This is a genomic window from Serratia sp. J2 (assembly GCF_046269175.1).
Classification (GTDB): Bacteria; Pseudomonadota; Gammaproteobacteria; order Enterobacterales; family Enterobacteriaceae; genus Chania; species Chania fonticola_C.
This window is the reverse complement of the sequence record NZ_JBKABN010000005.1, coordinates 150,760-175,631: the sequence shown is the minus strand read 5'-3', so window position 1 is coordinate 175,631 and position 24,872 is coordinate 150,760. Positions and strand designations below refer to the sequence as shown.

General features: G+C 55.4%; 22 protein-coding genes. 18 read left to right on the top strand and 4 right to left on the bottom strand.

Features of this window, described 5'->3' with window-relative positions; genetic code table 11:
* Positions 1 to 27: 27 nt before the first annotated feature.
* From dnaJ to nhaR, 3 genes are all read left to right on the top strand, one after another.
* Positions 28 to 1,158 carry a molecular chaperone DnaJ gene (dnaJ, locus tag ACKWMY_RS07615; protein WP_024527213.1) on the top strand — a complete coding sequence of 377 codons (1,131 nt, stop codon included), beginning with the start codon at positions 28 to 30 and terminating at the stop codon, positions 1,156 to 1,158.
* 279 nt (positions 1,159 to 1,437) lie between these two features.
* Positions 1,438 to 2,604: a Na+/H+ antiporter NhaA gene (gene nhaA / locus ACKWMY_RS07610; RefSeq protein WP_024527212.1), complete on the top strand. Its 1,167-nt coding sequence runs from the start codon at positions 1,438 to 1,440 to the stop codon at positions 2,602 to 2,604.
* Between the two features lie 178 nt (positions 2,605 to 2,782).
* Positions 2,783 to 3,682: a transcriptional activator NhaR gene (gene nhaR, locus ACKWMY_RS07605; RefSeq protein ID WP_021179255.1), complete on the top strand. Its 900-nt coding sequence runs from the start codon at positions 2,783 to 2,785 to the stop codon at positions 3,680 to 3,682.
* Between the two features lie 66 nt (positions 3,683 to 3,748).
* Here nhaR and rpsT read toward each other — a convergent pair whose 3' ends face one another.
* Positions 3,749 to 4,012, bottom strand: coding sequence for a 30S ribosomal protein S20 (gene rpsT, locus ACKWMY_RS07600; RefSeq protein ID WP_024527210.1), 264 nt, complete (start codon positions 4,010 to 4,012; stop codon positions 3,749 to 3,751).
* 435 nt (positions 4,013 to 4,447) lie between these two features.
* Here rpsT and ribF point away from each other — a divergent pair, with 435 nt between their 5' ends.
* The 12 genes from ribF to kefC all read left to right on the top strand — a co-directional run bounded on the left by ribF (position 4,448) and on the right by kefC (position 20,933).
* Positions 4,448 to 5,386 (top strand): bifunctional riboflavin kinase/FAD synthetase, encoded by a 939-nt coding sequence (gene ribF / locus ACKWMY_RS07595; RefSeq protein ID WP_024527209.1) that lies wholly within the window; start codon positions 4,448 to 4,450, stop codon positions 5,384 to 5,386.
* A gap of 30 nt (positions 5,387 to 5,416) precedes the next feature.
* Positions 5,417 to 8,233, top strand: coding sequence for an isoleucine--tRNA ligase (gene ileS / locus ACKWMY_RS07590; protein WP_211136156.1), 2,817 nt, complete (start codon positions 5,417 to 5,419; stop codon positions 8,231 to 8,233).
* A gap of 13 nt (positions 8,234 to 8,246) precedes the next feature.
* Positions 8,247 to 8,753 carry a signal peptidase II gene (lspA, locus tag ACKWMY_RS07585; protein WP_024527207.1) on the top strand — a complete coding sequence of 169 codons (507 nt, stop codon included), beginning with the start codon at positions 8,247 to 8,249 and terminating at the stop codon, positions 8,751 to 8,753.
* A 1-nt stretch (position 8,754) separates the two neighbouring features.
* Positions 8,755 to 9,225, top strand: coding sequence for an FKBP-type peptidyl-prolyl cis-trans isomerase (gene fkpB, locus ACKWMY_RS07580; protein WP_024483572.1), 471 nt, complete (start codon positions 8,755 to 8,757; stop codon positions 9,223 to 9,225).
* Positions 9,206 to 10,159 carry a 4-hydroxy-3-methylbut-2-enyl diphosphate reductase gene (ispH, locus tag ACKWMY_RS07575; protein WP_199061222.1) on the top strand — a complete coding sequence of 318 codons (954 nt, stop codon included), beginning with the start codon at positions 9,206 to 9,208 and terminating at the stop codon, positions 10,157 to 10,159. Before fkpB ends, ispH begins: the two co-directional genes overlap by 20 nt.
* A gap of 457 nt (positions 10,160 to 10,616) precedes the next feature.
* A complete protein-coding gene (dapB, locus tag ACKWMY_RS07570) occupies positions 10,617 to 11,438 on the top strand; it encodes a 4-hydroxy-tetrahydrodipicolinate reductase (RefSeq protein ID WP_098928836.1) in 822 nt (273 codons plus the stop codon).
* Positions 11,439 to 11,908: 470 nt separating this feature from the next.
* On the top strand, positions 11,909 to 13,057 hold the full coding sequence (gene carA, locus ACKWMY_RS07565; RefSeq protein ID WP_029710773.1) for a glutamine-hydrolyzing carbamoyl-phosphate synthase small subunit: 1,149 nt from the start codon (positions 11,909 to 11,911) through the stop codon (positions 13,055 to 13,057).
* Between the two features lie 18 nt (positions 13,058 to 13,075).
* Positions 13,076 to 16,297, top strand: coding sequence for a carbamoyl-phosphate synthase large subunit (gene carB, locus ACKWMY_RS07560; protein ID WP_024527203.1), 3,222 nt, complete (start codon positions 13,076 to 13,078; stop codon positions 16,295 to 16,297).
* 216 nt (positions 16,298 to 16,513) lie between these two features.
* On the top strand, positions 16,514 to 17,152 hold the full coding sequence (locus ACKWMY_RS07555; RefSeq protein WP_024527202.1) for a 2OG-Fe dioxygenase family protein: 639 nt from the start codon (positions 16,514 to 16,516) through the stop codon (positions 17,150 to 17,152).
* Complete coding sequence (locus ACKWMY_RS07550; protein ID WP_409486123.1) at positions 17,149 to 18,381, top strand: cysteine desulfurase-like protein; 1,233 nt, start codon at positions 17,149 to 17,151, stop codon at positions 18,379 to 18,381. The genes ACKWMY_RS07555 and ACKWMY_RS07550 overlap by 4 nt, the downstream gene beginning before the upstream one ends.
* A 145-nt stretch (positions 18,382 to 18,526) precedes the next feature.
* Positions 18,527 to 19,087 (top strand): glutathione-regulated potassium-efflux system oxidoreductase KefF, encoded by a 561-nt coding sequence (kefF, locus tag ACKWMY_RS07545; protein WP_024527200.1) that lies wholly within the window; start codon positions 18,527 to 18,529, stop codon positions 19,085 to 19,087.
* A complete protein-coding gene (kefC, locus tag ACKWMY_RS07540) occupies positions 19,080 to 20,933 on the top strand; it encodes a glutathione-regulated potassium-efflux system protein KefC (protein WP_409486122.1) in 1,854 nt (617 codons plus the stop codon). Before kefF ends, kefC begins: the two co-directional genes overlap by 8 nt.
* A gap of 33 nt (positions 20,934 to 20,966) precedes the next feature.
* Here the strand turns inward: kefC and ACKWMY_RS07535 are convergent, their stop codons facing one another.
* The gene (locus ACKWMY_RS07535; protein ID WP_021179269.1) at positions 20,967 to 21,581 is read right to left on the bottom strand and encodes a LysE family translocator; all 615 of its coding nucleotides are present in this window, start codon (positions 21,579 to 21,581) and stop codon (positions 20,967 to 20,969) included.
* 126 nt (positions 21,582 to 21,707) lie between these two features.
* Between ACKWMY_RS07535 and ACKWMY_RS07530 the strand changes: the two genes are divergently transcribed.
* The 3 genes from ACKWMY_RS07530 (at position 21,708) to folA (ending at position 23,593) form a co-directional block, all read left to right on the top strand.
* Positions 21,708 to 22,508, top strand: a complete 801-nt coding sequence (locus ACKWMY_RS07530) for a threonine/serine exporter ThrE family protein (RefSeq protein ID WP_024527198.1) — start codon at positions 21,708 to 21,710, stop codon at positions 22,506 to 22,508.
* A complete protein-coding gene (locus ACKWMY_RS07525) occupies positions 22,505 to 22,969 on the top strand; it encodes a threonine/serine exporter (protein WP_065683562.1) in 465 nt (154 codons plus the stop codon). The genes ACKWMY_RS07530 and ACKWMY_RS07525 overlap by 4 nt, the downstream gene beginning before the upstream one ends.
* 141 nt (positions 22,970 to 23,110) lie before the next feature.
* A complete protein-coding gene (folA, locus tag ACKWMY_RS07520; RefSeq protein ID WP_024527197.1) occupies positions 23,111 to 23,593 on the top strand; it encodes a type 3 dihydrofolate reductase in 483 nt (160 codons plus the stop codon).
* A 46-nt stretch (positions 23,594 to 23,639) separates the two neighbouring features.
* Here folA and apaH read toward each other — a convergent pair whose 3' ends face one another.
* Complete coding sequence (gene apaH, locus ACKWMY_RS07515; protein WP_024527196.1) at positions 23,640 to 24,491, bottom strand: bis(5'-nucleosyl)-tetraphosphatase (symmetrical) ApaH; 852 nt, start codon at positions 24,489 to 24,491, stop codon at positions 23,640 to 23,642.
* A 1-nt stretch (position 24,492) separates the two neighbouring features.
* Positions 24,493 to 24,870, bottom strand: coding sequence for a Co2+/Mg2+ efflux protein ApaG (gene apaG / locus ACKWMY_RS07510; RefSeq protein ID WP_024483557.1), 378 nt, complete (start codon positions 24,868 to 24,870; stop codon positions 24,493 to 24,495).
* Positions 24,871 to 24,872 lie beyond the last annotated feature (2 nt).

The following is a 24,872-nucleotide window of genomic DNA, read 5'->3' as shown; positions in this document are numbered from 1 at the left end:
GCACGCATGTTAAGGGTAAGAGAAATAATGGCGAAGAGAGATTATTACGAGGTGCTCGGCGTTGCCAAGACGGCAGACGAGCGCGAAATCAAAAAGGCGTATAAGCGCCTGGCGATGAAGTATCACCCTGATCGTAATCAGGAAAAAGACGCCGAAAGCCAGTTTAAAGAGGTCAAGGAAGCCTACGAGATCCTGACCGACGATCAAAAACGTGCTGCCTACGATCAATACGGCCATGCGGCCTTTGAGCAAGGTGGTATGGGCGGTGGTGGTGGCTTTGGTGGCGGCGGTGCCGACTTCAGCGATATCTTTGGCGACGTGTTTGGCGATATCTTTGGCGGCGGACGCCGTCAACGTGCCAGCCGTGGATCCGATTTGCGTTACAACATGGATCTGACGCTCGAAGAAGCCGTGCGTGGCGTGACCAAAGAGATCCGTATTCCAACGCTGGAAGAGTGCGATGTCTGCCATGGCAACGGTGCCAAGCCGGGCAGTTCACCGGCAACCTGTCCGACCTGTCATGGTCAGGGCCAGGTGCAGATGCGCCAAGGGTTCTTCACCGTGCAGCAGGCTTGTCCGCACTGCCACGGGCGTGGTCAGATCATCAAGGATCCGTGCAACAAATGTCACGGCCACGGTCGCGTAGAGAAATCCAAAACCCTGTCGGTGAAAATCCCGGCGGGTGTAGATACTGGCGACCGCATCCGCCTGGCGGGTGAAGGTGAAGCTGGTGAACACGGTGCACCAGCAGGGGATCTGTACGTTCAGGTTCAGGTGAGTGCTCACCCGATCTTCGAGCGTGAAGGCAATAACCTCTATTGTGAAGTGCCGATCAACTTTGCTATGGCTGCCTTGGGTGGCGAGATTGAAGTGCCAACGCTGGATGGCCGCGTCAAGCTGAAAGTCCCGGCAGAAACTCAGACCGGTAAACTGTTCCGCATGCGTGGCAAAGGGGTGAAATCGGTCCGGGGTGGCAGCCAGGGTGACCTGCTGTGCCGCGTGGTGGTAGAAACGCCGGTGAGTCTGAACGAGAAGCAGAAGCAGCTGCTCAAAGAGCTGGAAGAGAGTTTGGGTGGCCCTTCTGGGGATAAAAACAGCCCGCGTTCGAAAAGCTTCTTCGACGGCGTGAAAAAGTTTTTTGACGACCTGACTCGTTAATCAACGTTCCCCGCGCATCACTCCTCAAACCCCGGTTTAAGCAAACCGGGGTTTTTTTATCTTTGCTGTATCAATACCCTTATTAAAAGTGTGATATATAGCTCAAATAGATCGGTTTTATCGAGTTGTTTTGCATTTATAAACTGATTTTTTCGAGGTGATTACTCGACTATACTCGTTTCATTGTCTGGAAACCGGGGGCGCTTTGCCTCTTTATCTATGTCCTATGGATTTCGAGTTGTAGCTTGAAAGACGACGGGCATTTTGGAGCGACGTACTGTGACTACTATTATTCGTCAATTTCTGCGTCAAGAAGCCGCTGGCGGCATTATTCTGATCGCTGCTGCCGTGGTGGCTTTGATCATGGCCAATACCCCCGTACAGGGGCTGTATCAGGCCTTTCTCAATTTACCCGTGGCGGTCAGCATCGCCTCGCTGGAAATAGCCAAACCGCTGCTGCTGTGGATTAACGACGGTTTAATGGCCATTTTCTTCCTGGTGGTGGGGCTTGAAGTCAAACGCGAACTGCTGCAAGGTTCCCTGGCTGGGCGTGAGAAGGCTATCTTCCCGGCGATTGCCGCGTTAGGCGGTATGCTGGCTCCGGCGCTGATCTATCTGCTGTTCAACGGTGCCGATGAAGTGACCCGCCAGGGCTGGGCGATCCCGGCGGCAACGGATATTGCCTTTGCCTTGGGCGTGATGGCCTTGCTGGGCAACCGGGTGCCGACCAGCCTGAAGGTATTCCTGCTGGCCTTGGCGATTATCGATGACCTTGGGGTCATTATCATTATCGCGTTGTTCTATACCCATCAGGTCTCGATGGTGGCGCTGGGCGTTGCGGCTGCGGCGATCGTGGTATTGGCGCTAATGAACTGGCGGGGAGTGGGTAAGACCTCGCTGTATATGATGGTCGGATTGGTGCTGTGGGTAGCGATCCTCAAGTCAGGCGTTCACGCTACGCTGGCCGGGGTGATTGTTGGCTTTATGATCCCGCTGAATGCCAAGAGTGAGCCTTCTCCCTCTGAAACCTTGGAACATGAGCTGCACCCTTGGGTCGCTTTCCTGATCCTGCCGCTGTTCGCCTTTGCCAATGCGGGTGTATCGCTGCAAGGGGTGTCCTTGAGCGGGTTGACTTCACTGCTGCCGCTGGGGATTGCTGCCGGGCTGTTTATCGGCAAGCCGCTGGGGATTTTCGTCTTCTGCTGGCTGGCGGTGAAGCTGGGGATTGCCCGTTTGCCGCAGGATATCGGCTTTAAACAGGTGTTTGCGGTGGCCGTGCTCTGTGGTATTGGTTTCACCATGTCGATTTTTATTGCCTCATTGGCCTTCGCCGATGCGGATGTGGCTCTCAGTACCTATGCCAAATTAGGCATACTATTGGGATCGACCAGCGCTGCGGTAGTGGGCTACGGCCTGCTGCGTTTGAGCTTGCCTCGCAGTCGATGACCTTTGTGTTTACCCCTTGTTATTGAAGGGCTATTACAATAGTAGCTGCAGCGTGGCTTCGTCAGCCGCGCTGCATTGGGATTAAAGATAACTTTGCGTTGTCCGAAATTAACGATAGGGAGTTTGTCGCTCATCACGGCAGACCGTTTGCCGATGAGAAACCTAAGGAGAGAACGTTTTGAGAATGTCTCATATCAACTTTAACCACCTGTATTACTTCTGGCAGGTCTGCAAGGAGGGGTCGGTCGTGGGAGCGGCAGAAGCCCTGTTCCTCACGCCGCAGACCATCACCGGCCAAATCAAGGCACTGGAAGAACGGCTCAACGGTAAGCTGTTCAAACGCCAGGGGCGCGGGCTGGTACCCTCCGAGCTAGGCCAACTGGTGTTCCGCTATGCCGACAAGATGTTTATGCTCAGCCAGGAAATGCTGGATATCGTCAACTACCGCAAGGAGTCTAACCTGCTGTTTGACGTGGGCGTAGCGGATGCGCTATCCAAACGTCTGGTCAGCCAGGTCTTGGAAACGGCGGTGGTGGTGGACAACGAGCAAATCCACCTGCGCTGTTTTGAATCAACCCATGAGATGCTGTTGGAGCAACTGAGCCAGCATAAGCTGGATATGATCCTGTCGGATTGCCCGGTTGACTCTAGCCAGCAGGAAGGTTTGTTTTCGCTTAAGCTGGGCGAGTGTGGCGTCAGTTTCTTCTGTCGTCAGCCGATACCCGATTTACCGTTCCCTGCCTGTCTGGAACAGCGCCGCTTGCTGATCCCGGGAAGGCGTTCGATGCTGGGGCGTAAGTTGCTCAACTGGTTCAATACGCAAGGTATCAAGGTTGAGATACTGGGGGAGTTTGACGATGCGGCCCTGATGAAGGCTTTCGGCCTGTACCACAACGCGATCTTCGTAGCGCCAACGCTGTATGCGCTGGATACCTATAGCGATGATGACGTGGTGGAGATAGGGCGTGTCGATAGCGTGCAGGAAGAGTATTACATCATTTTTGCCGAGCGAATGATCCAGCATCCGGCGGTACAGAGGGTGTGCAACAAGGATTTCTCGGCGCTGTTCGCGCTGTAGGCTTGAACGTCAGGCGTAAAAAAACCGGCCGAGGCCGGTTTTTTTAACAAGCACACAACGTAATGCTTATTGCATTGCGTTGATACGCGCCGTCAGGTTTGACTTATGACGTGCTGCTTTGTTTTTGTGGATCAGGCCTTTAGCAGCCTGGCGATCCACAAGTGGTTGCATTACGAGGAATGCTTTTTGTGCTGCGTCTTTGTCGCCAGCTGCGATAGCTGCGTCAACCTTCTTAATGAAGGTACGCACCATTGAGCGACGGCTAGCGTTATGCTTGCGACGTTTCTCAGACTGTATGGCGCGTTTCTTAGCTGATTTGATATTAGCCAAGGTCCAACTCCCAAATATATATATTGAGGACAATTCAAAGGCCGAGGAATATGCCCTTTTAGCCTTCGTTTGTCAATGGATTTGTGCAAATAAGCGCCGTTTGTACGGGCGGCACTTGCTACGTTGTGATGGCGCAGGATTTTACCAGCTTCAGCCATGGGAATACAGTGTTTCACGAGAAAAATCGCCATGTGATTTGCATCACAGTCTGCAAGCTGTTGGTCCTGGTGGGTTATCCCCCGTCTTTCAAGCGTCGGCCAGAAGCCACGCTCGCTATCAGCGCGCTAATATAGCACGCATTGGGCCAGATAAACGGTGGTTAAGGCGATTATCCTCCGGTATGGTATGACTATTACATCAAAGGAACCAATCGCGGGTTAACCTTGACCGCTGTACAAGGTATAATCCGCCGATTTCCACTGTGTTGGGCCAGCTATGCAGCTAATTCGCGGCATCCATAATATCCGGGCACGCCACCGTGGCTGTGTGCTCACCATCGGCAACTTTGACGGCGTCCATCGCGGTCACAAGGCGCTGTTGGGGCAGTTGAAGCAGGAAGGGCTACGCCTGGGGCTGCCGGTAATCGTCATGATCTTTGAGCCACAGCCGCTGGAACTGTTTGCCGCGGATAAGGCTCCGGCCCGCCTCACGCGTTTGCGTGACAAAGCCAAATACCTGGCGCAGGCCGGGGTTGATTACCTGTTGTGCGTCAAGTTTGATCCCCGCTTTGCCGCCCATACCGCTCAGGCATTCGTTGCCGAGCTGCTGGTCGAGAAGCTGGGGGTGAAATTCCTGATGGTGGGGGATGATTTCCGCTTTGGTGCTGGTCGCCAGGGGGATTTCCCGTTGCTACAGCTTGCCGGGCAAGAGTTCGGCTTTGAGGTGGTCAGCACGCCAAGCTTCCGTGAAGGCGACCTGCGCATCAGCAGCACCGCCATCCGCAATGCGCTGCGTGATGATGACTTGCCACTGGCAGAAACCCTGCTGGGGCATCCTTACAGTATTTCCGGGCGCGTAGTGCATGGCGATGAACTGGGGCGAACCATTGGTTTCCCAACCGCCAACCTGCCGCTCAAACGCCTGGTTGCCCCGGTGAAAGGGGTGTATGCCGTCGATGTTTATGGCCTGGGCCCCGAGCCTTTGCCTGGCGTGGCCAATATCGGCACCCGCCCTACGGTGGCAGGCGTACGTCAGCAGTTGGAAGTGCATCTGCTGGACGTAACCATGGATCTTTACGGGCGCCACCTGGATGTGGTGCTGCGCGCAAAATTGCGCAATGAACAGCGTTTTGCTTCGCTCGATGCGCTAAAGCAGCAAATCGCCAATGATGTGGTGACGGCCCGGACGTTCTTCGGGCTACAGACACCGGCTTAATCTACGAACCGAAACGAGATCGAGAATCTAATGAGTGACTACAAGAATACCCTGAACTTGCCGGAAACAGGGTTCCCGATGCGTGGCGATCTCGCCAAGCGTGAACCTGGCATGCTCGCACGTTGGTATGAACAGGATCTGTACGGGATCATTCGTGCCGCCAAAAAGGGCAAGAAATCCTTCATTCTGCATGACGGCCCTCCGTATGCGAATGGCAGCATTCACATTGGTCACTCGGTAAACAAGATCCTCAAAGACATTATTATCAAGTCAAAAGGGATGGCTGGCTTTGATTCGCCTTATGTTCCAGGCTGGGACTGTCACGGTCTGCCTATCGAACTGAAGGTTGAGCAACTGTATGGCAAACCGGGTGAGAAACTGACACCGGCAGAGTTCCGCCAGAAATGTCGTGAATATGCCGCCGAGCAGGTAGAAGGCCAGAAGAAAGACTTTATCCGTCTGGGGGTGCTGGGTGACTGGGATCACCCGTACCTGACCATGAATTTTAAAACCGAAGCCAACATCATCCGTGCGTTGGGCAAGATCATCAGCAATGGTCATCTGCTCAAAGGCGCCAAGCCGGTGCACTGGTGTACGGACTGTGGTTCTTCCCTGGCGGAAGCGGAAGTTGAATATTACGACAAAACCTCGCCATCCATCGACGTCGCGTTCCACGCGGTTGATGCGGCGGCCGTGGCCAGCAAATTTGGCGTAACCCGCGTTAATGGCCCAGTGTCACTGGTGATCTGGACGACCACACCGTGGACGCTGCCTGCCAACCGTGCGATCTCGCTGAATGCAGAGTTCACCTACCATCTGGTACAGGTTGAAGGCCAATGCCTGATCCTGGCAGCGGACCTGGTAGAAAGCGTGATGAAACGTGCAGGCATCAGCCATTGGGAAGTGCTGGGTAGCTGCAAGGGCAGCGACCTGGAACTGATGCGCTTCACCCACCCGTTTATGGGCTTTGACGTGCCGGCGATCCTGGGCGATCACGTTACGCTGGATGCCGGTACCGGTGCCGTACATACCGCTCCTGGCCACGGCCCGGATGACTTCGTGATCGGCCAGAAATACGGCCTGGAAGTCGCTAACCCGGTTGGCCCGAACGGCTGCTACCTGACCGGCACCTATCCAACGCTGGACGGCAAGTTCGTGTTCAAGGCCAACGATCTGATCGTTGAGTTGCTGCGTGAAAAGGGCGCTCTGCTGCACGTGGAAAAACTGCAACACAGCTACCCGTGCTGCTGGCGCCACAAAACGCCGATCATCTTCCGCGCCACGCCGCAATGGTTTATCAGCATGGATCAAAAGGGTCTGCGCAAGCAGTCGCTGGAAGAGATCAAAGGCGTGCAATGGATCCCGGATTGGGGCCAGGCGCGTATCGAAACCATGGTCGCAAACCGTCCAGACTGGTGTATCTCACGTCAGCGTACCTGGGGCGTTCCAATGTCCCTGTTCGTGCACAAAGACACCGAGCAGCTTCACCCACGCAGCGTAGAGCTGATGGAAGAAGTGGCCAAGCGTGTTGAGCAAGACGGGATCCAGGCCTGGTGGGATCTGGACGCTGCCGATATCCTCGGTGCCGAAGCGGCCGATTATGTGAAAGTGCCAGATACCCTGGACGTCTGGTTCGACTCAGGTTCAACCCATTCTTCCGTGGTTGACGTGCGTCCAGAATTCAACGGCCACTCTGCCGACATGTATCTGGAAGGTTCCGACCAACATCGTGGCTGGTTCATGTCATCGCTGATGATTTCGACCGCCATGAAGGGTAAAGCGCCTTACAAAGAAGTGCTGACCCACGGCTTTACCGTCGATGGTCAGGGCCGCAAAATGTCCAAATCAATCGGCAACACCGTCAGCCCGCAGGACGTGATGAACAAGCTGGGTGGCGATATTCTGCGTCTGTGGGTCGCCTCTACCGATTACACCGGCGAGATTGCGGTTTCCGACGAAATCCTCAAGCGTGCTGCCGATTCTTATCGCCGCATCCGTAATACCGCGCGTTTCCTGCTGGCCAACCTGAACGGGTTTGATCCAAGCACTGACTGCGTGGCACCGGAAGAGATGGTGGTACTGGATCGCTGGGCCGTAGGCCGTGCAATGGCCGCGCAGCAGGATATCGAGCAGGCCTATGCCAACTACGATTTCCACGAAGTGGTACAGCGCCTGATGCAGTTCTGCTCGGTAGAAATGGGGTCCTTCTATCTGGACATCATTAAAGACCGTCAGTACACCGCGAAAAGCGACAGCGTTGCCCGCCGCAGCTGCCAGACCGCTTTGTTCCACATTGCGGAAGCGCTGGTACGTTGGATGGCGCCGATCATGTCGTTTACCGCCGATGAAATCTGGGCCTTCCTGCCGGGTGAGCGCACGCAGTACGTGTTTACCGAAGAGTGGTACGACGGTCTGTTCGGGTTGGCAGCAGGCGAAGGCATGAACGATGCGTTCTGGGCCGATTTGCTGAAAGTGCGTGGAGAAGTGAACAAGGTGCTGGAACAGGCACGTGCTGACAAGCACATTGGCGGTTCGTTGGAGGCGGCGGTTACGCTGTACGCCGATAGCGATCTGGCAGCACGTCTGAACAGCCTGCAGGACGAACTGCGCTTTGTGTTGCTGACTTCATCGGCCAGCGTAGCACCGTTTGCAGATGCTCCTGCCGATGCGCAGCAGAGCGAACTGTTGAAAGGGCTGAAAATTGCATTCAGCAAAGCGGATGGTGAGAAGTGCCCGCGCTGCTGGCATTACACCACCGATGTCGGCCAGGTGGCGGAGCATGCAGAACTCTGCGGCCGCTGTGTGACCAACGTAGCCGGTGACGGCGAAAAACGTAACTTTGCCTGAGATCAAGCGCCTGATGAGTAGACCGATAAGTTCGACCGGCTTGCGCTGGCTATGGCTGGTGGTGGTGGTGCTGGCGCTGGATTTTTTCAGCAAACAGTGGATCCTGAGTAACTTCGTGCTGGGCCAGACCCAGCCGTTGTTCCCGTCAATCAACCTGTACTACGCCCGTAACTACGGTGCGGCGTTCAGTTTCCTGGCGGATCACGGTGGCTGGCAGCGCTGGTTCTTTGCCGGTATTGCGGTCGCCATCGTGGTGGTGCTGCTGGTGATGATGTATCGCAGCAGTGCCCAGCAGAAGCTGAACAATATCGCCTATGCCTTTATTATCGGCGGTGCGCTCGGCAACCTGTTTGATCGTCTGTGGCATGGCTTTGTGGTCGATTTCATCGACTTTTATATCGGCAACTGGCATTACCCGACCTTCAATCTGGCGGACAGCTTTATCTGCGTCGGTGCCGCCATGATCGTGCTGGAAGGGTTCTTGCCGGCGAAGAAAAGCGTCAACAGCGAAGGTAAGTGATATGACGGCTCAGGTTAACGGCAACAGCGCAGTGCTGGTGCATTTCACGCTGAAACTGGCAGATGGAACGACCGCGGAATCAACCCAGGGTAACGGCAAACCCGCGCTGTTCCGCCTGGGCGATGGCAGCCTGTCTGCTCCGCTGGAACAGCAACTGATCGGCCTGCGGGCAGGGGACAAATGTGCGTTTACCCTGCAACCGGAAGCCGCGTTCGGTGCGGAGAACCCGGATCTGATCCAGTTCTTCTCACGCCGCGATTTTAACGAAACCGGCGTGCCAGATGTTGGCACCATCATGCTGTTTACCGCCATCGACGGCAGTGAAATGCCTGGTGTGGTGCGTGAAGTGGCGGAAGATTCGATCACCGTTGATTTCAACCATCCGTTGGCGGGGCATCCGGTGACCTTCGATATCGAAGTGCTGGAGATTGATCCGCAGCAGGAGGAAGCGCATGCAAATATTGCTGGCTAACCCGCGTGGCTTCTGCGCCGGGGTCGATCGTGCGATCAGCATCGTAGAACGTGCGCTGGAGATTTATGGTGCGCCGATTTACGTGCGTCACGAAGTGGTGCATAACCGCTATGTGGTCGAAAGCCTGCGCGAGCGCGGGGCGGTATTTATCGAAGAGATCGCGGAAGTGCCGGACGGCTCGATCCTGATCTTCTCTGCCCACGGTGTGTCGCAGGCTGTTCGGGCCGAAGCTAAGGCCCGCGATCTGACCATGCTGTTTGATGCCACCTGCCCATTGGTGACCAAGGTGCATATGGAAGTGGCTCGGGCCAGCCGTAAGGGCACCGAAGCGATCCTGATTGGCCATGCCGGGCATCCGGAAGTGGAAGGCACCATGGGCCAGTACAGTAACCCTGAGGGGGGCATGTACCTGGTTGAGTCGCCGGAAGATGTCTGGCAATTGCAGGTGAAGAACGAGCATAACCTGTGCTTTATGACCCAGACCACTTTATCGGTGGATGATACTTCCGATGTTATTGATGCGTTGCGTAAGCGCTTCCCGGATATTATCGGGCCGCGCAAGGACGATATCTGCTATGCCACCACCAACCGTCAGGAAGCGGTGCGCAGCTTGGCAGGTGATGCCGACCTGGTGCTGGTGGTGGGGTCGAAGAACTCGTCCAACTCCAACCGCCTGGCGGAACTTGCCCAGCGTGTGGGTAAACCGGCCTATCTGATCGATTCGGCGGCGGACATTCAGGAATCCTGGTTGAAAGACGCCAGCAACATTGGCGTCACCGCCGGAGCCTCTGCGCCGGACGTGCTGGTTCAGGACGTCATCAGCCGCTTGAAAGCATTGGGCGGCAAAGACGTGCAGGAGCTCAGCGGCCGTGAAGAGAATATCGTGTTTGAAGTGCCGAAAGAACTGCGCATGGATATCAAGCAGATCGACTGATCGTTGCCAATATCATTAAGTAACGGGAAGCCTTGGCTTCCCGTTTTGCGTTTTAACTCGCTGTAATTAATCGTGTAGCAGGGAGCCATACTGAAGAACCCGTCCCAGGGGGCTCGAATCGCGCATCCATGCGCTCAACGGTCGGCTAACCTGTATGTCTCCCACCTGCCTTAGGCTTTATGTGTTGCGGTATTAGGCTCGTCCTTTAGCGTGAAGAATGAGCAAAAATCGACTTTATCGCCATTCATCGTAATGCATAAATAGTGCATGATTATGTAGCTGCAGAAGGTTGACGCTAATCGGGTAATTGTTAATCAATTGACAGCGTTACTGATAACATACCGGGCATATCATAATTTTCTAATCCGTAAGCAAATCCTCTGGTAGTGATAGGGTAGGGAAGTTACCCTGAACCCATAGCCGAGGAGTGGCTTTTGACCATAAAAGAGAGCGAAGTATGACTGATTCACAAATCCGCATCGCGATTGCGGGTTCCGGTGGCCGCATGGGGCGCCAATTGATCCAGGCCGTGCAGCAGGCACAGGGCGTGGTATTGGGGGCGGCACTGGAGCGCCCAGGGTCTAGCCTGGTTGGCACAGATGCCGGTGAGCTGGCTGGCGTTGGTGCATTGGGTGTCACCGTCAGTGATAACCTGGAAAAGGTTGTCAACGATTTCGATATCCTGATCGACTTCACCCGCCCGGAAGGCACCCTGGCCCATCTGGCGTTTTGCGTGGCCCACGGCAAAGCCATGGTGATCGGCACCACCGGTTTTGATGATGCAGGTAAAGCGGCGATCCAGGCCGCGGCACAGCAGATTGGCATCGTGTTTGCCGCCAACTTTAGCGTGGGCGTCAACGTGGTGCTCAAGCTGCTGGAAAAAGCGGCCAAGGTAATGGGCGATTATACCGATATCGAAATTGTGGAAGCTCACCACCGCCACAAGGTCGATGCCCCTTCGGGAACGGCGTTAGCTATGGGTGAGGCGATCGCCGGTGCCTTGGGACGCGATCTGAAAGAGTGCGCGGTTTACGAACGCGTGGGCTATACCGGTGAGCGCGATCCAAAGAGCATCGGCTTTGCCACCATTCGTGCCGGGGATATTGTGGGTGAACATACCGCCATGTTTGCCGATATTGGCGAGCGAGTAGAAATCACCCATAAAGCCTCAAGCCGGATGACGTTTGCCAATGGCGCGGTGCGTGCTGCGTCATGGATATCAAACCAGCATAATGGGCTGTTTGATATGCGTGATGTGCTCGGTTTAGACCAGTTATAATTTTAATGAACACCATCGTGATGTGGTTGTGTTGATCATAATGATATGATAATCGGACAATAATTTTATTGTCCTTTTTTTTAACATTGAAAATTAGGGTTACGATCATTTTTAATGATGTAGCTATTTTTTTTATATGTTATCTAGTCTTATTCCTGTTTTTTATGTCATCTTTATTGCTCCCCACGCAGATTTAAGCTGTTTTAAGCCATTTTTTCTGTCACTGTGTCTCGCAACCGTTTACCCGGTCAAGTTTGCTGGTGTTTTTGTGCCTGTGACACCCTTTAAACCCTGAAGGCTGCAAAAATAATGAAAAAAATGGCGCTTTATCTAGACAAGCGGGGCGCTCATCATTAAAATGCGCCCAATTTGCCAAAAATTGGCCTTGAGGGCGGTTTTTGCATTGATTTAGGGCGTGAAATCTGAATTAATATGCAAATATTGTGATTGATTATTCCTCGGAGGGTGTTTTGATTAAGTCAGCGCTATTGGTTCTGGAAGACGGAACCCAATTCCACGGTCGGGCCATCGGGGCAGAAGGTACGGCAGTGGGGGAAGTGGTCTTCAATACCTCGATGACCGGTTATCAAGAAATCCTCACTGATCCTTCCTACTCCCGCCAGATCGTTACTCTTACTTATCCTCATATCGGCAATGTCGGCACCAATGATTCCGACGCAGAATCCTCCGCTGTTCATGCTCAAGGCCTTGTCATCCGCGACCTGCCCCTGATTGCCAGCAACTACCGCAACGAAATGGGCCTGGCCGATTACCTCAAGCGTCACAATATTGTGGCGATTGCCGATATCGATACCCGCAAGCTGACCCGTCTGCTGCGTGAGAAAGGCGCACAGAACGGCTGCATCATCGCGGGCGACCTCACCGATGCCGATCTGGCGCTGCAAAAAGCCAAGGCTTTCCCTGGCCTGAAAGGCATGGACCTGGCAAAAGAGGTCACCACCAAAGAAGCTTACGCCTGGCAACAGGGGAGCTGGACGCTGGAAGGCGATTTGCCGGAGGCTAAACCTGCGGGCGAACTGCCTTACCATGTAGTGGCCTACGATTACGGCGCCAAGCGTAATATCCTGCGTATGCTGGTGGATCGCGGCTGCCGCCTCACCGTGGTGCCAGCGCAAACCCCTGCGGAAGACGTACTGAAAATGAATCCGGACGGCATCTTCCTGTCCAACGGCCCTGGTGACCCGGAGCCTTGCGATTACGCCATCACCGCCATCAAACGTTTCCTGGAAACCGATATCCCGGTATTTGGTATCTGCCTGGGCCACCAACTGTTGGCGCTGGCCAGCGGTGCCAAAACCATGAAGATGAAGCTTGGCCACCACGGCGGTAACCACCCGGTGAAGGATCTGGATAACAATACCGTGATGATCACCGCGCAGAACCACGGCTTTGCCGTCGATGAAAATAATCTGCCGAACACATTGCGGGTCACGCATAAATCCCTGTTCGACCACACGGTGCAGGGCATCCATCGTACCGATAAAGCCGCGTTCAGCTTCCAGGGCCACCCAGAAGCCAGCCCAGGCCCGCACGATGCCGCGCCGCTGTTCGATCACTTTATCGAACTGATTGAGACTTACCGTACCAACGCCAAATAATCAGGAGCCAGAAAAGCCATGCCAAAACGTACAGATATAAAAAGCATCCTGATCCTCGGCGCTGGCCCGATCGTTATCGGCCAGGCGTGTGAATTTGACTACTCTGGTGCCCAGGCGTGTAAGGCGCTGCGTGAAGAAGGTTATCGCGTCGTACTGGTCAACTCGAACCCGGCCACCATCATGACCGACCCGGAAATGGCCGATGCCACCTACATCGAGCCGATCCACTGGGAAGTGGTGCGTAAAATCATCGAGAAAGAGCGCCCGGATGCGGTGCTGCCAACCATGGGTGGGCAAACCGCGCTGAACTGTGCGTTGGAGTTGGAACGTCAGGGCGTACTGGCCGAGTTTGGCGTCACCATGATCGGCGCTACCGCCGATGCCATCGACAAAGCCGAAGACCGCCGCCGTTTCGATATCGCCATGAAGAAAATTGGCCTGGACACGGCGCGTTCCGGCATCGCCCATAATATGGAAGAAGCGTTGGCGGTGGCCGCTGATGTGGGCTTCCCATGCATTATCCGCCCGTCATTCACCATGGGCGGCACCGGTGGCGGCATCGCCTATAACCGTGAAGAGTTCGAAGAGATCTGCGAGCGCGGTCTGGATCTGTCCCCGACCAAAGAGCTGCTGATTGACGAATCGCTGATCGGCTGGAAAGAGTACGAGATGGAGGTGGTGCGCGATAAGAATGACAACTGCATCATCGTCTGCTCGATCGAAAACATCGATGCGATGGGTATCCATACCGGTGACTCCATCACGGTGGCTCCAGCGCAAACGCTGACCGACAAAGAATACCAAATCATGCGTAACGCCTCGATGGCGGTGCTGCGTGAGATCGGGGTGGAAACCGGCGGCTCCAACGTGCAGTTCTCGGTGAACCCGAAAACCGGCCGCCTGATCGTGATTGAAATGAACCCACGCGTATCCCGTTCATCGGCGCTGGCCTCGAAAGCGACCGGCTTCCCGATTGCCAAGATCGCCGCCAAGCTGGCGGTGGGTTACACCCTTGATGAGCTGATGAACGACATCACCGGTGGCCGTACGCCAGCCTCCTTTGAGCCTTCCATCGACTACGTCGTCACCAAAATCCCACGCTTCAACTTCGAGAAGTTTGCCGGTGCCAACGATCGCCTGACCACCCAGATGAAGTCGGTCGGCGAAGTGATGGCGATTGGCCGCACCCAGCAAGAGTCATTGCAGAAAGCGCTGCGCGGCCTGGAAGTGGGTGCGACCGGGTTCGATCCGAAAGTGAGCCTGGACGATCCGGAAGCCTTGACCAAGATCCGCCGTGAGCTGAAGGATGCGGGTTCCGATCGCATTTGGTACATTGCCGATGCTTTCCGCGCCGGTCTGTCCGTCGATGGCGTGTTCAACCTGACCAACATCGACCGCTGGTTCCTGGTGCAGATTGAAGAGCTGGTGCGTCTGGAAGAGCAGGTTGCCGAAGCGGGCATCAACGGCCTGAACGCTGATTTCCTGCGTACGCTCAAGCGTAAAGGCTTTGCCGATGCGCGCCTGGCCAAGCTGGCTGGCGTGGCTGAAAGCGAAATCCGCAAGCTGCGCCACAGCTTCAACATGCACCCGGTTTACAAGCGTGTGGACACCTGTGCGGCCGAGTTTGCAACCGACACCGCCTACATGTATTCCACCTATGAAGACGAGTGTGAATCCAACCCGACCAACGATCGTCCGAAAATCATGATCCTGGGCGGTGGCCCGAACCGTATCGGCCAGGGCATCGAGTTCGACTATTGCTGCGTACACGCCTCGCTGGCGCTGCGCGAAGACGGCTACGAGACCATCATGGTCAACTGTAACCCGGAAACCGTCTCTACCGACTACGACACCTCGGATCGCTTGTACTTCGAACCGGTGACGCTGGAAGACGTGCTGGAAATCGTCCGTATCGAGAAGCCAAAAGGCGTGATCGTGCAGTATGGCGGGCAAACCCCGTTGAAACTGGCGCGTGAGTTGGAAGCGGCAGGCGTGCCGATTATTGGCACCAGCCCTGATGCGATTGACCGTGCCGAAGACCGTGAACGCTTCCAGCAGGCGGTTAACCGCTTGGGCCTGAAGCAGCCAGCCAACGCCACTGTGGCAACCATCGAGCAGGCGGTTGAGAAAGCGGCCGGCATCGGTTATCCGCTGGTGGTGCGCCCATCCTACGTACTGGGTGGCCGTGCGATGGAGATCGTTTACGACGACATCGACCTGCGTCGTTACTTCCAGAACGCGGTCAGCGTATCCAACGACGCGCCAGTGCTGCTGGACCGCTTCCTGGACGACGCGGTAGAAGTGGATGTGGATGCTATCTGTGACGGCGAGCGCGTGCTGATTGGTGGCATCATGGAGCATATCGAACAGGCTGGCGTCCACTCCGGCGACTCCGCTTGTTCACTGCCAGCCTACACGCTGAGCAAAGAGATCCAGGACGTGATGCGCCAGCAGGTAGAAAAACTGGCGTTTGAGCTGCAGGTTCGTGGTCTGATGAACGTGCAGTTTGCGGTGAAGAACAACGAAGTCTACCTGATCGAAGTGAACCCACGTGCCGCACGTACCGTGCCGTTCGTTTCCAAGGCTACCGGCGTAGCGTTGGCAAAAGTGGCGGCGCGCGTAATGGCCGGTAAATCACTGGCCGAACAGGGCGTGACCGAAGAGGTCATCCCGCCGTACTACTCGGTCAAGGAAGTGGTGCTGCCGTTCAACAAATTCCCAGGCGTTGACCCGATCCTCGGGCCAGAAATGCGCTCGACCGGGGAAGTGATGGGCGTTGGCCGGACCTTCGCCGAAGCCTTCTCCAAGGCGATGTTGGGCAGTAACTCCGGCATGAAGAAAGGCCGTGCGCTGCTGTCAGTTCGCAGTGGGGACAAGGCTCGCGTGGTGGATTTGGCTGCCAGCCTGCTCAAGCAGGGCTTTGAACTGGATGCCACCCACGGCACCGCAGTGGTGCTGGGCGAAGCGGGGATTAACCCACGCCTGGTCAACAAGGTGCATGAAGGGCGTCCGCACATTCAGGACCGCATCAAGAACGGCGAATACACCTACATCGTGAATACCACGGCGGGGCGTCAGGCGATTGAAGACTCCAAGCTGATCCGCCGCAGTGCGCTGCAGTATAAAGTGCACTACGACACCACGATGAACGGCGGCTTTGCTACCTCGATGGCGATGAAGGCCGATCCAACCGAGCAGGTCACGTCGGTACAGGAACTGCACGCACGTATCACCAAGTAAGTTAATAACTTGGCTACCACTGAGGCGCTGCTTTTGCAGCGCCTTTTTTATTGCCGCAGCAACCCAAAGGTGGCGGTTTACGGCTTGTGCTGATTTTTTGGGTGTACGTCATATTTTTGTGATGAGAAATTTGATATCCCATTATCTTTATCTATTTTTAATGATGATTACTGTTATTTTCTGTTGTAAAACGGGCCTGTTCAATAAGGTGTCATCATGCTAAACAAACACGAGAATATCCTGCAGATCACCCATCTTAGCCAGGAGGGGATTGCTCAACTGGCTCCTTCATTCAACACGCTTCCCCACACTCAGCATGCGGATGGCAAGTACCGCCTGCGGCGTTATTCCGTCATGCGTTTTCAGGATGGAAAAGTGGTAGAGACGGGCAAACATGAGTTTGTACAAACTGAAGATATCAACCATTTTCAGGGCAATATTGTCCGCCAGTTCGAACCGCTCCTGGCCACGACCTGGCAAAATGAGGGCATGCGCGAAATGTGTGGGCTCTTTGTTGACAGCAATGATCTACCGAACAACCAGGAAATCGAGATCCACCAAATCCGCATTACCACCACCTATGATGAAACTCAGGTGGCACCAGAAGGCATCCATCGTGATGGTTTTGATCATATCGCGATAGTCGGTATCGACAGGCATAACATTGTCGGGGGGGATATCCTGCTCTATAACAGCAATCGCGAAGAGCCATTTTTCCGTAAGGTGTTGGAAAATGGGGAAGTTGCCATGATCGCTGATAGTAAGCTGTGGCATAACGCCTGCCCAATCCGTGCCGTCGTGACCGATAAAGAAGGGCATATGGATGTTTTTGTTCTGACAGCGAGGGTGGCATGAAATTTACGCCTGAACAAAGCCGGACGCAATTCAGCGCTCTGGGTCAGCTGTATCAAGGAAAAAGCGTGGTGTTCTTTGATGGCCCCGGTGGCTCACAGGTCCCGCGCACGGTGTTAGACAAGATGGTCGATTATTTGGGCCACCATAATGCCAACCTGGGGGGGCATTATTTTTCCAGCAAAGCCACTGAGCGAGTGATGTTACAAGCCAGAGAGTCCGTGCGGGCGTTCTTGAATGCCAACTCGGCCGACAACATTGTCTTTGGCGCCAACATGACCTCACTGACTTTTCAGCTGAGCCGCGCTATCAGCCGGGATTGGCAAGCCGGGGATGAGGTGATCGTCACCGCTCTGGATCACTATGCGAACGTTTCGAGCTGGCAACAGGCCGCTGCCGATAAACAGGTCGTTGTCCATCAGGTTCCTGTTAATACGCAGGATTGTACGTTAGACGTCGATAAACTTTGTGCGCTCATGAACGCCAAAACACGGTTGGTGGCAGTCACCTATGCGTCAAATACCACAGGCTCGATCGTGGATATAAAGCGTATCGTCGAGGCGGCACACCAGGTTGGCGCTTTGGTATATGTAGATGCAGTGCACTATGCCCCGCACCGCCTTATTGATGTTCAGGCGTTGGGTTGCGACATACTCCTGTGTTCCGCGTATAAATTTTTTGGCCCACACGTCGGGATTGCCTATCTGGCTACGCCGTGGTTGCAAACGTTACGTCCTTACAAGGTCGAGCCGGCCACCGATCTTGGCCCTGGGCGTTTCGAGACGGGAACTCAGAGTTTTGAAGGTCTCGCGGGGGTGACTGCTGCGATCGAATACCTGGCTCAGTGGGGAGAACCGGGTGCGCCATTGCGGCAGCGCTTGCAAGACAGCTTTAGCCAACTCAGCCAACATGAAGAAGCGCTTAGCGCTTATTTCCTGGATAAGCTACGGCAAGTCAGGGGGGCGCGTTTGTACGGTATCGATCGGCCTGATGCCAACTGCCGAACCCCGACTTTCGCCGTGACGTTTGAGCACGGGCTGCCTGAATCGGTTGCCAGAGCGCTGGGAGAGCACAATATTTGTGTCGGCAACGGGCATTTTTATGCGCTGGGGCTAATCCGCCAACTGGGTCTGGAGCAACGTGGCGGTATCGTGCGGATCGGCTTGATGCATTACAACACTCGCCAGGAAATTGACCGTTTGTTTGAGATTATCAACACGTTAAATCAATAATTACCGTAAGCCAGTGATGCCATATTGCCCCCGTATCCTGATGGTTAGAGGATGGGGGCATTGGGGGCAGCAAGTTTTTATGCCAGTAATGGCGGCACGGTGACTGGTATATACTCGTTGTATGAAACGCAACAACGAGAAGCGCATGATCCTGATTATTTACGCTCATCCCTATCCCCGGCATTCTCATGCCAATCAACGGTTACTACAGGCGGTAAAAGACATTCCCGGTGTGGAGGTCCGCACGCTGTACGAACTGTATCCAGATTTTAATATCGATATCAACGCCGAGCAGCGGGCGCTGGAACGGGCCGATATGGTGGTTTTACAGCATCCGATGCAGTGGTACAGCTTGCCGCCATTGTTGAAACTGTGGATCGACAAAGTGCTGGAGCATGGCTGGGCCTATGGCCACGAGGGCAACGCCCTGGTGGGGAAAGACTGCCTGTGGGCGGTCACCAGCGGCGGAGATGAGCAGCATTTCGCTTTGGGCGATTACCCCAACTTTGCCGCTCTGGGTCAGCCACTACAGGCCACGGCGATTTACTGCGGTATGAAGTGGCAACCGTATTTTGCCGTGCACAACACCTTTACCTGTAACGAACCGGCTTTGATCGCCGCAGGGGAAGCCTATCGTCAGCGGCTGGTGCAGTATCTGATGGAACACAGCGAGCCAGCAGCAGAGCAGGAGTCAGTGAATGGATAATCACTCGATGATGATTGAAGGGCTGATCTATCTGGGATCGGCCGGGTTGTTGGTGCCGATTGCCGTACGCCTGGGGTTGGGATCGGTACTCGGCTACCTGATTGCGGGCTGTGTCATTGGCCCCTGGGGGCTGAAACTGGTTTCCGATCCGGAGTCGATACTGACCTTTGCCGAAATTGGCGTAGTGCTGATGCTGTTTATCATCGGGCTTGAGTTGGATCCTCGGCGGCTGTGGACGTTGCGGGCAGCGGTATTTGGTGGTGGGAGCATCCAAATGGTGGGATGCGGCCTGGTGTTGAGCGCCTTCTGCTATTTCCTCGGGTTGAATTGGCAGGTCGCCTTGCTGATTGGCTTGACGTTAGCACTCTCCTCAACGGCGATAGCCATGCAGGCGATGAGTGAGCGTAACCTGACGCCTTCGCCGATTGGCCGCAGCTCGTTTGCGGTGCTGTTGTTCCAGGATATTGCCGCTATTCCCCTGGTGGCGATGATCCCACTGTTGGCCAGCAGCGGAGCGGCTACCACGCTGGGTGCTTTTGTGTTTTCTGCCGCCAAGGTGGTGGGGGCGCTGGCGGTCGTGGTGCTGCTGGGGCGTTATGTTACCCGGCCTTTGCTGCACTTTGTGGCGCGTTCCGGCATGCGTGAAGTCTTCAGCGCCGTGGCGCTGTTCCTGGTGTTTGGTTTTGGCATTCTGCTGGAGATGGCTGGGCTATCGATGGCGATGGGGGCCTTCCTGGCTGGCGTGTTGCTGGCCAGTTCCGAATATCGCCATGCGCTGGAAAGCGATATTCAGCCATTTAAAGGCCTGCTGCTTGGGTTGTTCTTTATCGGCGTGGGGATGTCGATCGACTTTGGCACGCTGTTCCATCACCCGTTGCTGATTGCCTCGCTGTTGCTGGGTTTCATGCTGCTGAAGGCGGTGCTACTGTGGCTGGTTGCGCCAATGCTAGGGGTCCCCAAGCGCCAGCGCGGGCTGTTCGCCATTTTGCTGGGGCAGGGCAGTGAGTTTGCCTTTGTGATCTTCGCTGCGGCGCAGATGGCCGGTGTGTTGCCGCTCGAATGGGCTAAATCGCTGACGTTGGCCGTTGCACTTTCGATGGCTGCCACGCCATTTCTGCTGGTGGTTGCCGCTCGCCTGGCCAAGAATGCCCCGCAGGACGAACGCCCGGCAGATGTGATCGACGAAGAGAATGCCAGCGTGATCATCGCCGGTTTTGGCCGTTTTGGCCAGATCGCTGGCCGTATGCTGCTGGCCAACGGCGTGCATACCGTGGTGCTGGATCACGATCCGGACCATATCGAAACGCTGCGCAAATTTGGCACCAAGGTGTTCTATGGTGATGCGACGCGGGCCGATCTGTTGGAAGCGGCAGGAGCGGAACATGCCAAAATCCTGATTAACGCCATCGACGACGTGGAGGCGAACCTGCAACTGACGGCACTGGTCAAACGCCATTTCCCGCACCTGAAAGTGGTGGCGCGTGCCCGCGATGTGGACCACTGGTATCAACTGCGGCAGTTGGGGGTGGAAAAACCTGCGCGGGAAACCTTTGAAAGCTCGTTACTGATCGGCAGAGAAACTCTCGAACTGCTGGGGTTGGACGCCTACGAAGCCCGTGAAAAGGCGGATACCTTCCGGCGTTATAACCTGAAGATGCTGGAGGATACGCTGGAGAACTACGAAGATACCGAGTTCCGTGTCGCCAGCCTGCAACGGGCTAAAGAAATGCTGTCGTCGGCCATCGAGCAAGATCAGATGCGCCTATCTCACGTGCAACAAAACGGCTGGCGCGGCAGTATTGATGGCAAAGCGCCTGAGGAAGAGGTAGTGGAAGCGAAAGGGTAATTGGCTGGCGAGGGGTTGCCCCTCGCCGGTTTCTCAGCTCAGCGCGACCTTGATGCCCAAGGCGATTAACATCCCACCCAGCAGCTTATCGACCACCTTCTGGGTTTTCTCCAGCCCACGGCGCACCGGCCCACTTTGGATTAAAAACACCAGCACCGGCCACCAAACGGCGGAAAGACCGAAAATAATCCCGGCATACCACAGTTTTTCACCCAGGCCGGAGTTGATTTGCAATACCTGGGTAAACACCGCAAGGAAGAACAGCGTGGCTTTCGGGTTGAGCAGATTACACAGATAACCTTGTACAAAGGCGCTTTTCAGGCTGACCTGCTGTTGAGGCAGGCTGCTGACGTTCATCTTGCTGCCACCGCGTGATAACAAGGCTTGAATACCGACCCAAATCAGGTACACCGCACCGGCGTATTTCAGCACGTTGAACAACCACGGCGTGGTGGTGATCACTACCGCCAGGCCCGCGACACAGTAAGACATATGAGTTGCCACGCCGCAGATCACGCCGAACGCGGTCATCATTGCTGCCAGGCGCGGATAGCGCGCCGCGTTTTTAATCACCAGAAAAAAGTCTGGCCCGGGGGAAAGCATGCCGAGCGTGGCAATACCGGCGACAAACAATGAGGTTTCAAGCATGAGCGAGTCTCTGAAAAAGGCCTAATTCTGCTGATAATAACGCCACTCCTCCTGACGTGCATCAACCTATTGCACTAATCTCTGGTTATATGATGGGTCTTCATTAAGAGGATGTGATTGAGCGACATGAAAAAGGAATTAACCGCAGAGATACCCGGTGTAAACCAGCAACAGCGTGAGATCACCCGTCTGTGTATTCAGTGTGCGTTGCTGCTGCTACAGCACGGGGCGGAAAGCATGGTGGTGGAACAACTCTCGACTCGTTTGGGCCTGGCGCTTGGCATGGATAGTGTAGAAAGCTCCATCTCGGCCAACGCCGTGGTGCTTACCACCATCAGCAATGATGCCTGCCTGACCACCACGCGAAAGAACGTCGATCGTGGGATCAACATGCAAATGGTGACCGAGGTGCAGCACATTGTGATCCTGGCGGAACACCATTTGGCCGACGTCCATGACGTGGCGCGGCGCTTTGAAAAAATCCGTCCGCTGCGCTATCCGCGTTGGCTGGTGGTGCTGATGGTGGGGTTGTCCTGTGGCTGTTTCAGCATGCTCAACGGCGGCGGGCCAGATGCTTTTGCGGTCACCTTTATGGCCAGTGGTCTGGCGATGTTTGTGCGCCAGATGCTGACCGCTCGCCATATGAATCCGCTGATCAACTTTTGCCTGACGGCCTTTGTCGCCACGTCGGTCTCCGGCCTGCTGTTACGTGTGCCGTTTTTCCACCAAACCTCCAGCGTAGCGATGGCGGCCAGCGTGCTGTTGCTGGTGCCCGGTTTCCCGCTGATCAACGCGGTAGCCGATATGTTTAAAGGCCACGTGAATACCGGCCTGGCCCGCTGGGCGATGGCCAGTTTACTGACGCTGGCAACCTGCATCGGCGTGGTGATGGCGATGTCGCTGTGGGATTTACGGGGGTGGTCATGAGCCTGCTGTGGGCGCTGTTACAGGACATGCTGCTGGCGGCAGTACCCGCGCTCGGCTTTGCCATGGTGTTCAACGTGCCGCTACGAGCGCTGCGCTACTGTGCCTTGCTTGGGGCGCTGGGGCACGGTTCGCGGATGCTGATGATGCATTTCGGTATGAATATCGAATGGGGCTCGTTCCTGGCCGCCATCCTGATCGGTATCATCGGCATTTACTGGTCACGCTGGCTGCTGGCGCATCCCAAGGTGTTTACCGTTGCGGCGGTGATCCCGATGTTCCCCGGTATTTCAGCCTATACCGCGATGATCAGCGTGGTGGAGATTTCACATTTGGGCTACAGCGAAGCCCTGATGTCGGTGATGATCTCCAACTTCCTCAAAGCCTGTTTTATCGTGGGAGCCTTGTCGATTGGCCTGTCGGTACCGGGTCTGTGGCTGTATCGTAAACGTCCCGGCGTTTAGGGCTTTTTCTAAGGATCTGGGATTATTGGAGTTTATGTTCAGAGCCGTCCGATATATGACTATCGCTCGATTCGTCTATCGACGGTGGCCGGGGCTTTACGTATAGTGTGAACAATTTTGCTGCCTATACAGGGTTAAACAATGATTATCAGCCTGATTGCTGCTTTGGCGGCGGATCGCGTTATTGGTATGGAAAATGCCATGCCGTGGCACCTGCCGGAGGATTTGGCGTGGTTTAAACGTAACACGTTAAATAAACCGGTGATTATGGGCCGTAAGACCTTTGAGTCGATTGGCCGCCCATTACCGGGCCGCCATAATATCGTGTTAAGCAGCCAGCCGGGTAAAGAACCTGGCGTGACCTGGGTGACTTCGCTGGAGGAGGCCTTGGCTGCGGCTGGCGAGGTGGAGGAAGTGATGGTGATGGGCGGTGGCAGCATTTATAGCCAGTTCCTGCCACGGGCTTCCCGGATGTATCTGACGCATATCGATACCGAAGTGGGTGGCGATACCTACTTCCCGGATTACGAGCCGGACGAATGGGAAACGTCGTTCAGCGCCTTCCACGATGCGGATGCACTGAACTCGCATGGTTACTGTTTTGAGATTTTGGAACGCCGCTAAGGCGGGTTGGCTATCAAATGGGCACCCTTGGGTGCCCATTGTCTTTTTAAGACGCTGCCAGCGTATCCGCGCCGTCTATCGCATCACGACGGTTGCTTGGCTGGGTAAAGTAGCGCTTGTCTTCCCAACGCAGTAGGGTCAAATCCCCACCCCAACAGCAACCGGTATCCAGACCGATGATCCCTTCCGGCGTACCTCTGCCTTCCAGTGATGCCCAGTGGCCGAAGATGATGCTGTATTCGGGATCGACCAGACGTGGCAGATCAAACCAGGGTTTCAGCGGAGCGGGAGCGGTGCCCGGCGCATCTTTGCAGATCATGTCCAACTGGCCGTTAGGGAAGCAATAGCGCATGCGGGTCAAGGCATTGGTGCTAAAGCGCAGGCGAGCCAACCCGCTCAGTTCCGGGCTCCAGTTGTTGGGCATATCACCGTACATCGCATCCAGGAACAAGGGATAGCTGTCGCTGCTGAGTACCGCTTCCACTTCACGGGCACACATCTGTGCGGTCTCGATATCCCACTGTGGGGTAATGCCAGCGTGGCCCATGATCAGTTTGCGTTCATCATCTACCTGTAGCACCGGCTGGCGACGCAGCCAGTTGATCAACTCGTCAGCATCAGGCGCTTCGAGCAGGGGGGTCATGCGGTCTTTGGGTTTATTACGGCTGATACCGGCGTACACCGCCAGCAGATGCAGGTCGTGGTTACCCAGAACCATACGCACTGCCGGACCGAGAGAGCGGACGTAGCGCAGCACTTCGAGCGAGCCGGGGCCACGGGCGACCAGATCGCCTGTCAGCCACAGTTGGTCTTGCAGGGGATCGAAATTAACCTGAGCTAATAGCGACTGCAGTTCATCGAAACAGCCATGAACGTCGCCGATAAGATATGTCGACATATTAGTGGATCAGCGTAGGGATGGCTAAACGGAACACCGGAATAGCGGTACGGAATGGCTGACCCTGTTGATCAACCATTTCATAGTGGCCTTCCATGGTGCCCAGCGGCGTTTCGAGTATCGCACCGCTGGTATATTGGAACTCGCTGCCGGGCTGGATAATAGGCTGTTCACCGATCACTCCCTCGCCCTGAACTTCAGTTTGCCGACCGTTACTGTTGGTTATCAGCCAGTAACGGCCCAGCAGTTGCACGTCAAAGCGCCCCAGATTACGGATGGTAACGGTATACGCGAAGACGTAACGTTCTTCCTCAGGTATCGATTGTGATTCCACATACACACTCTGTACCTGCACACATACACGGGGCGAATCAATCATGA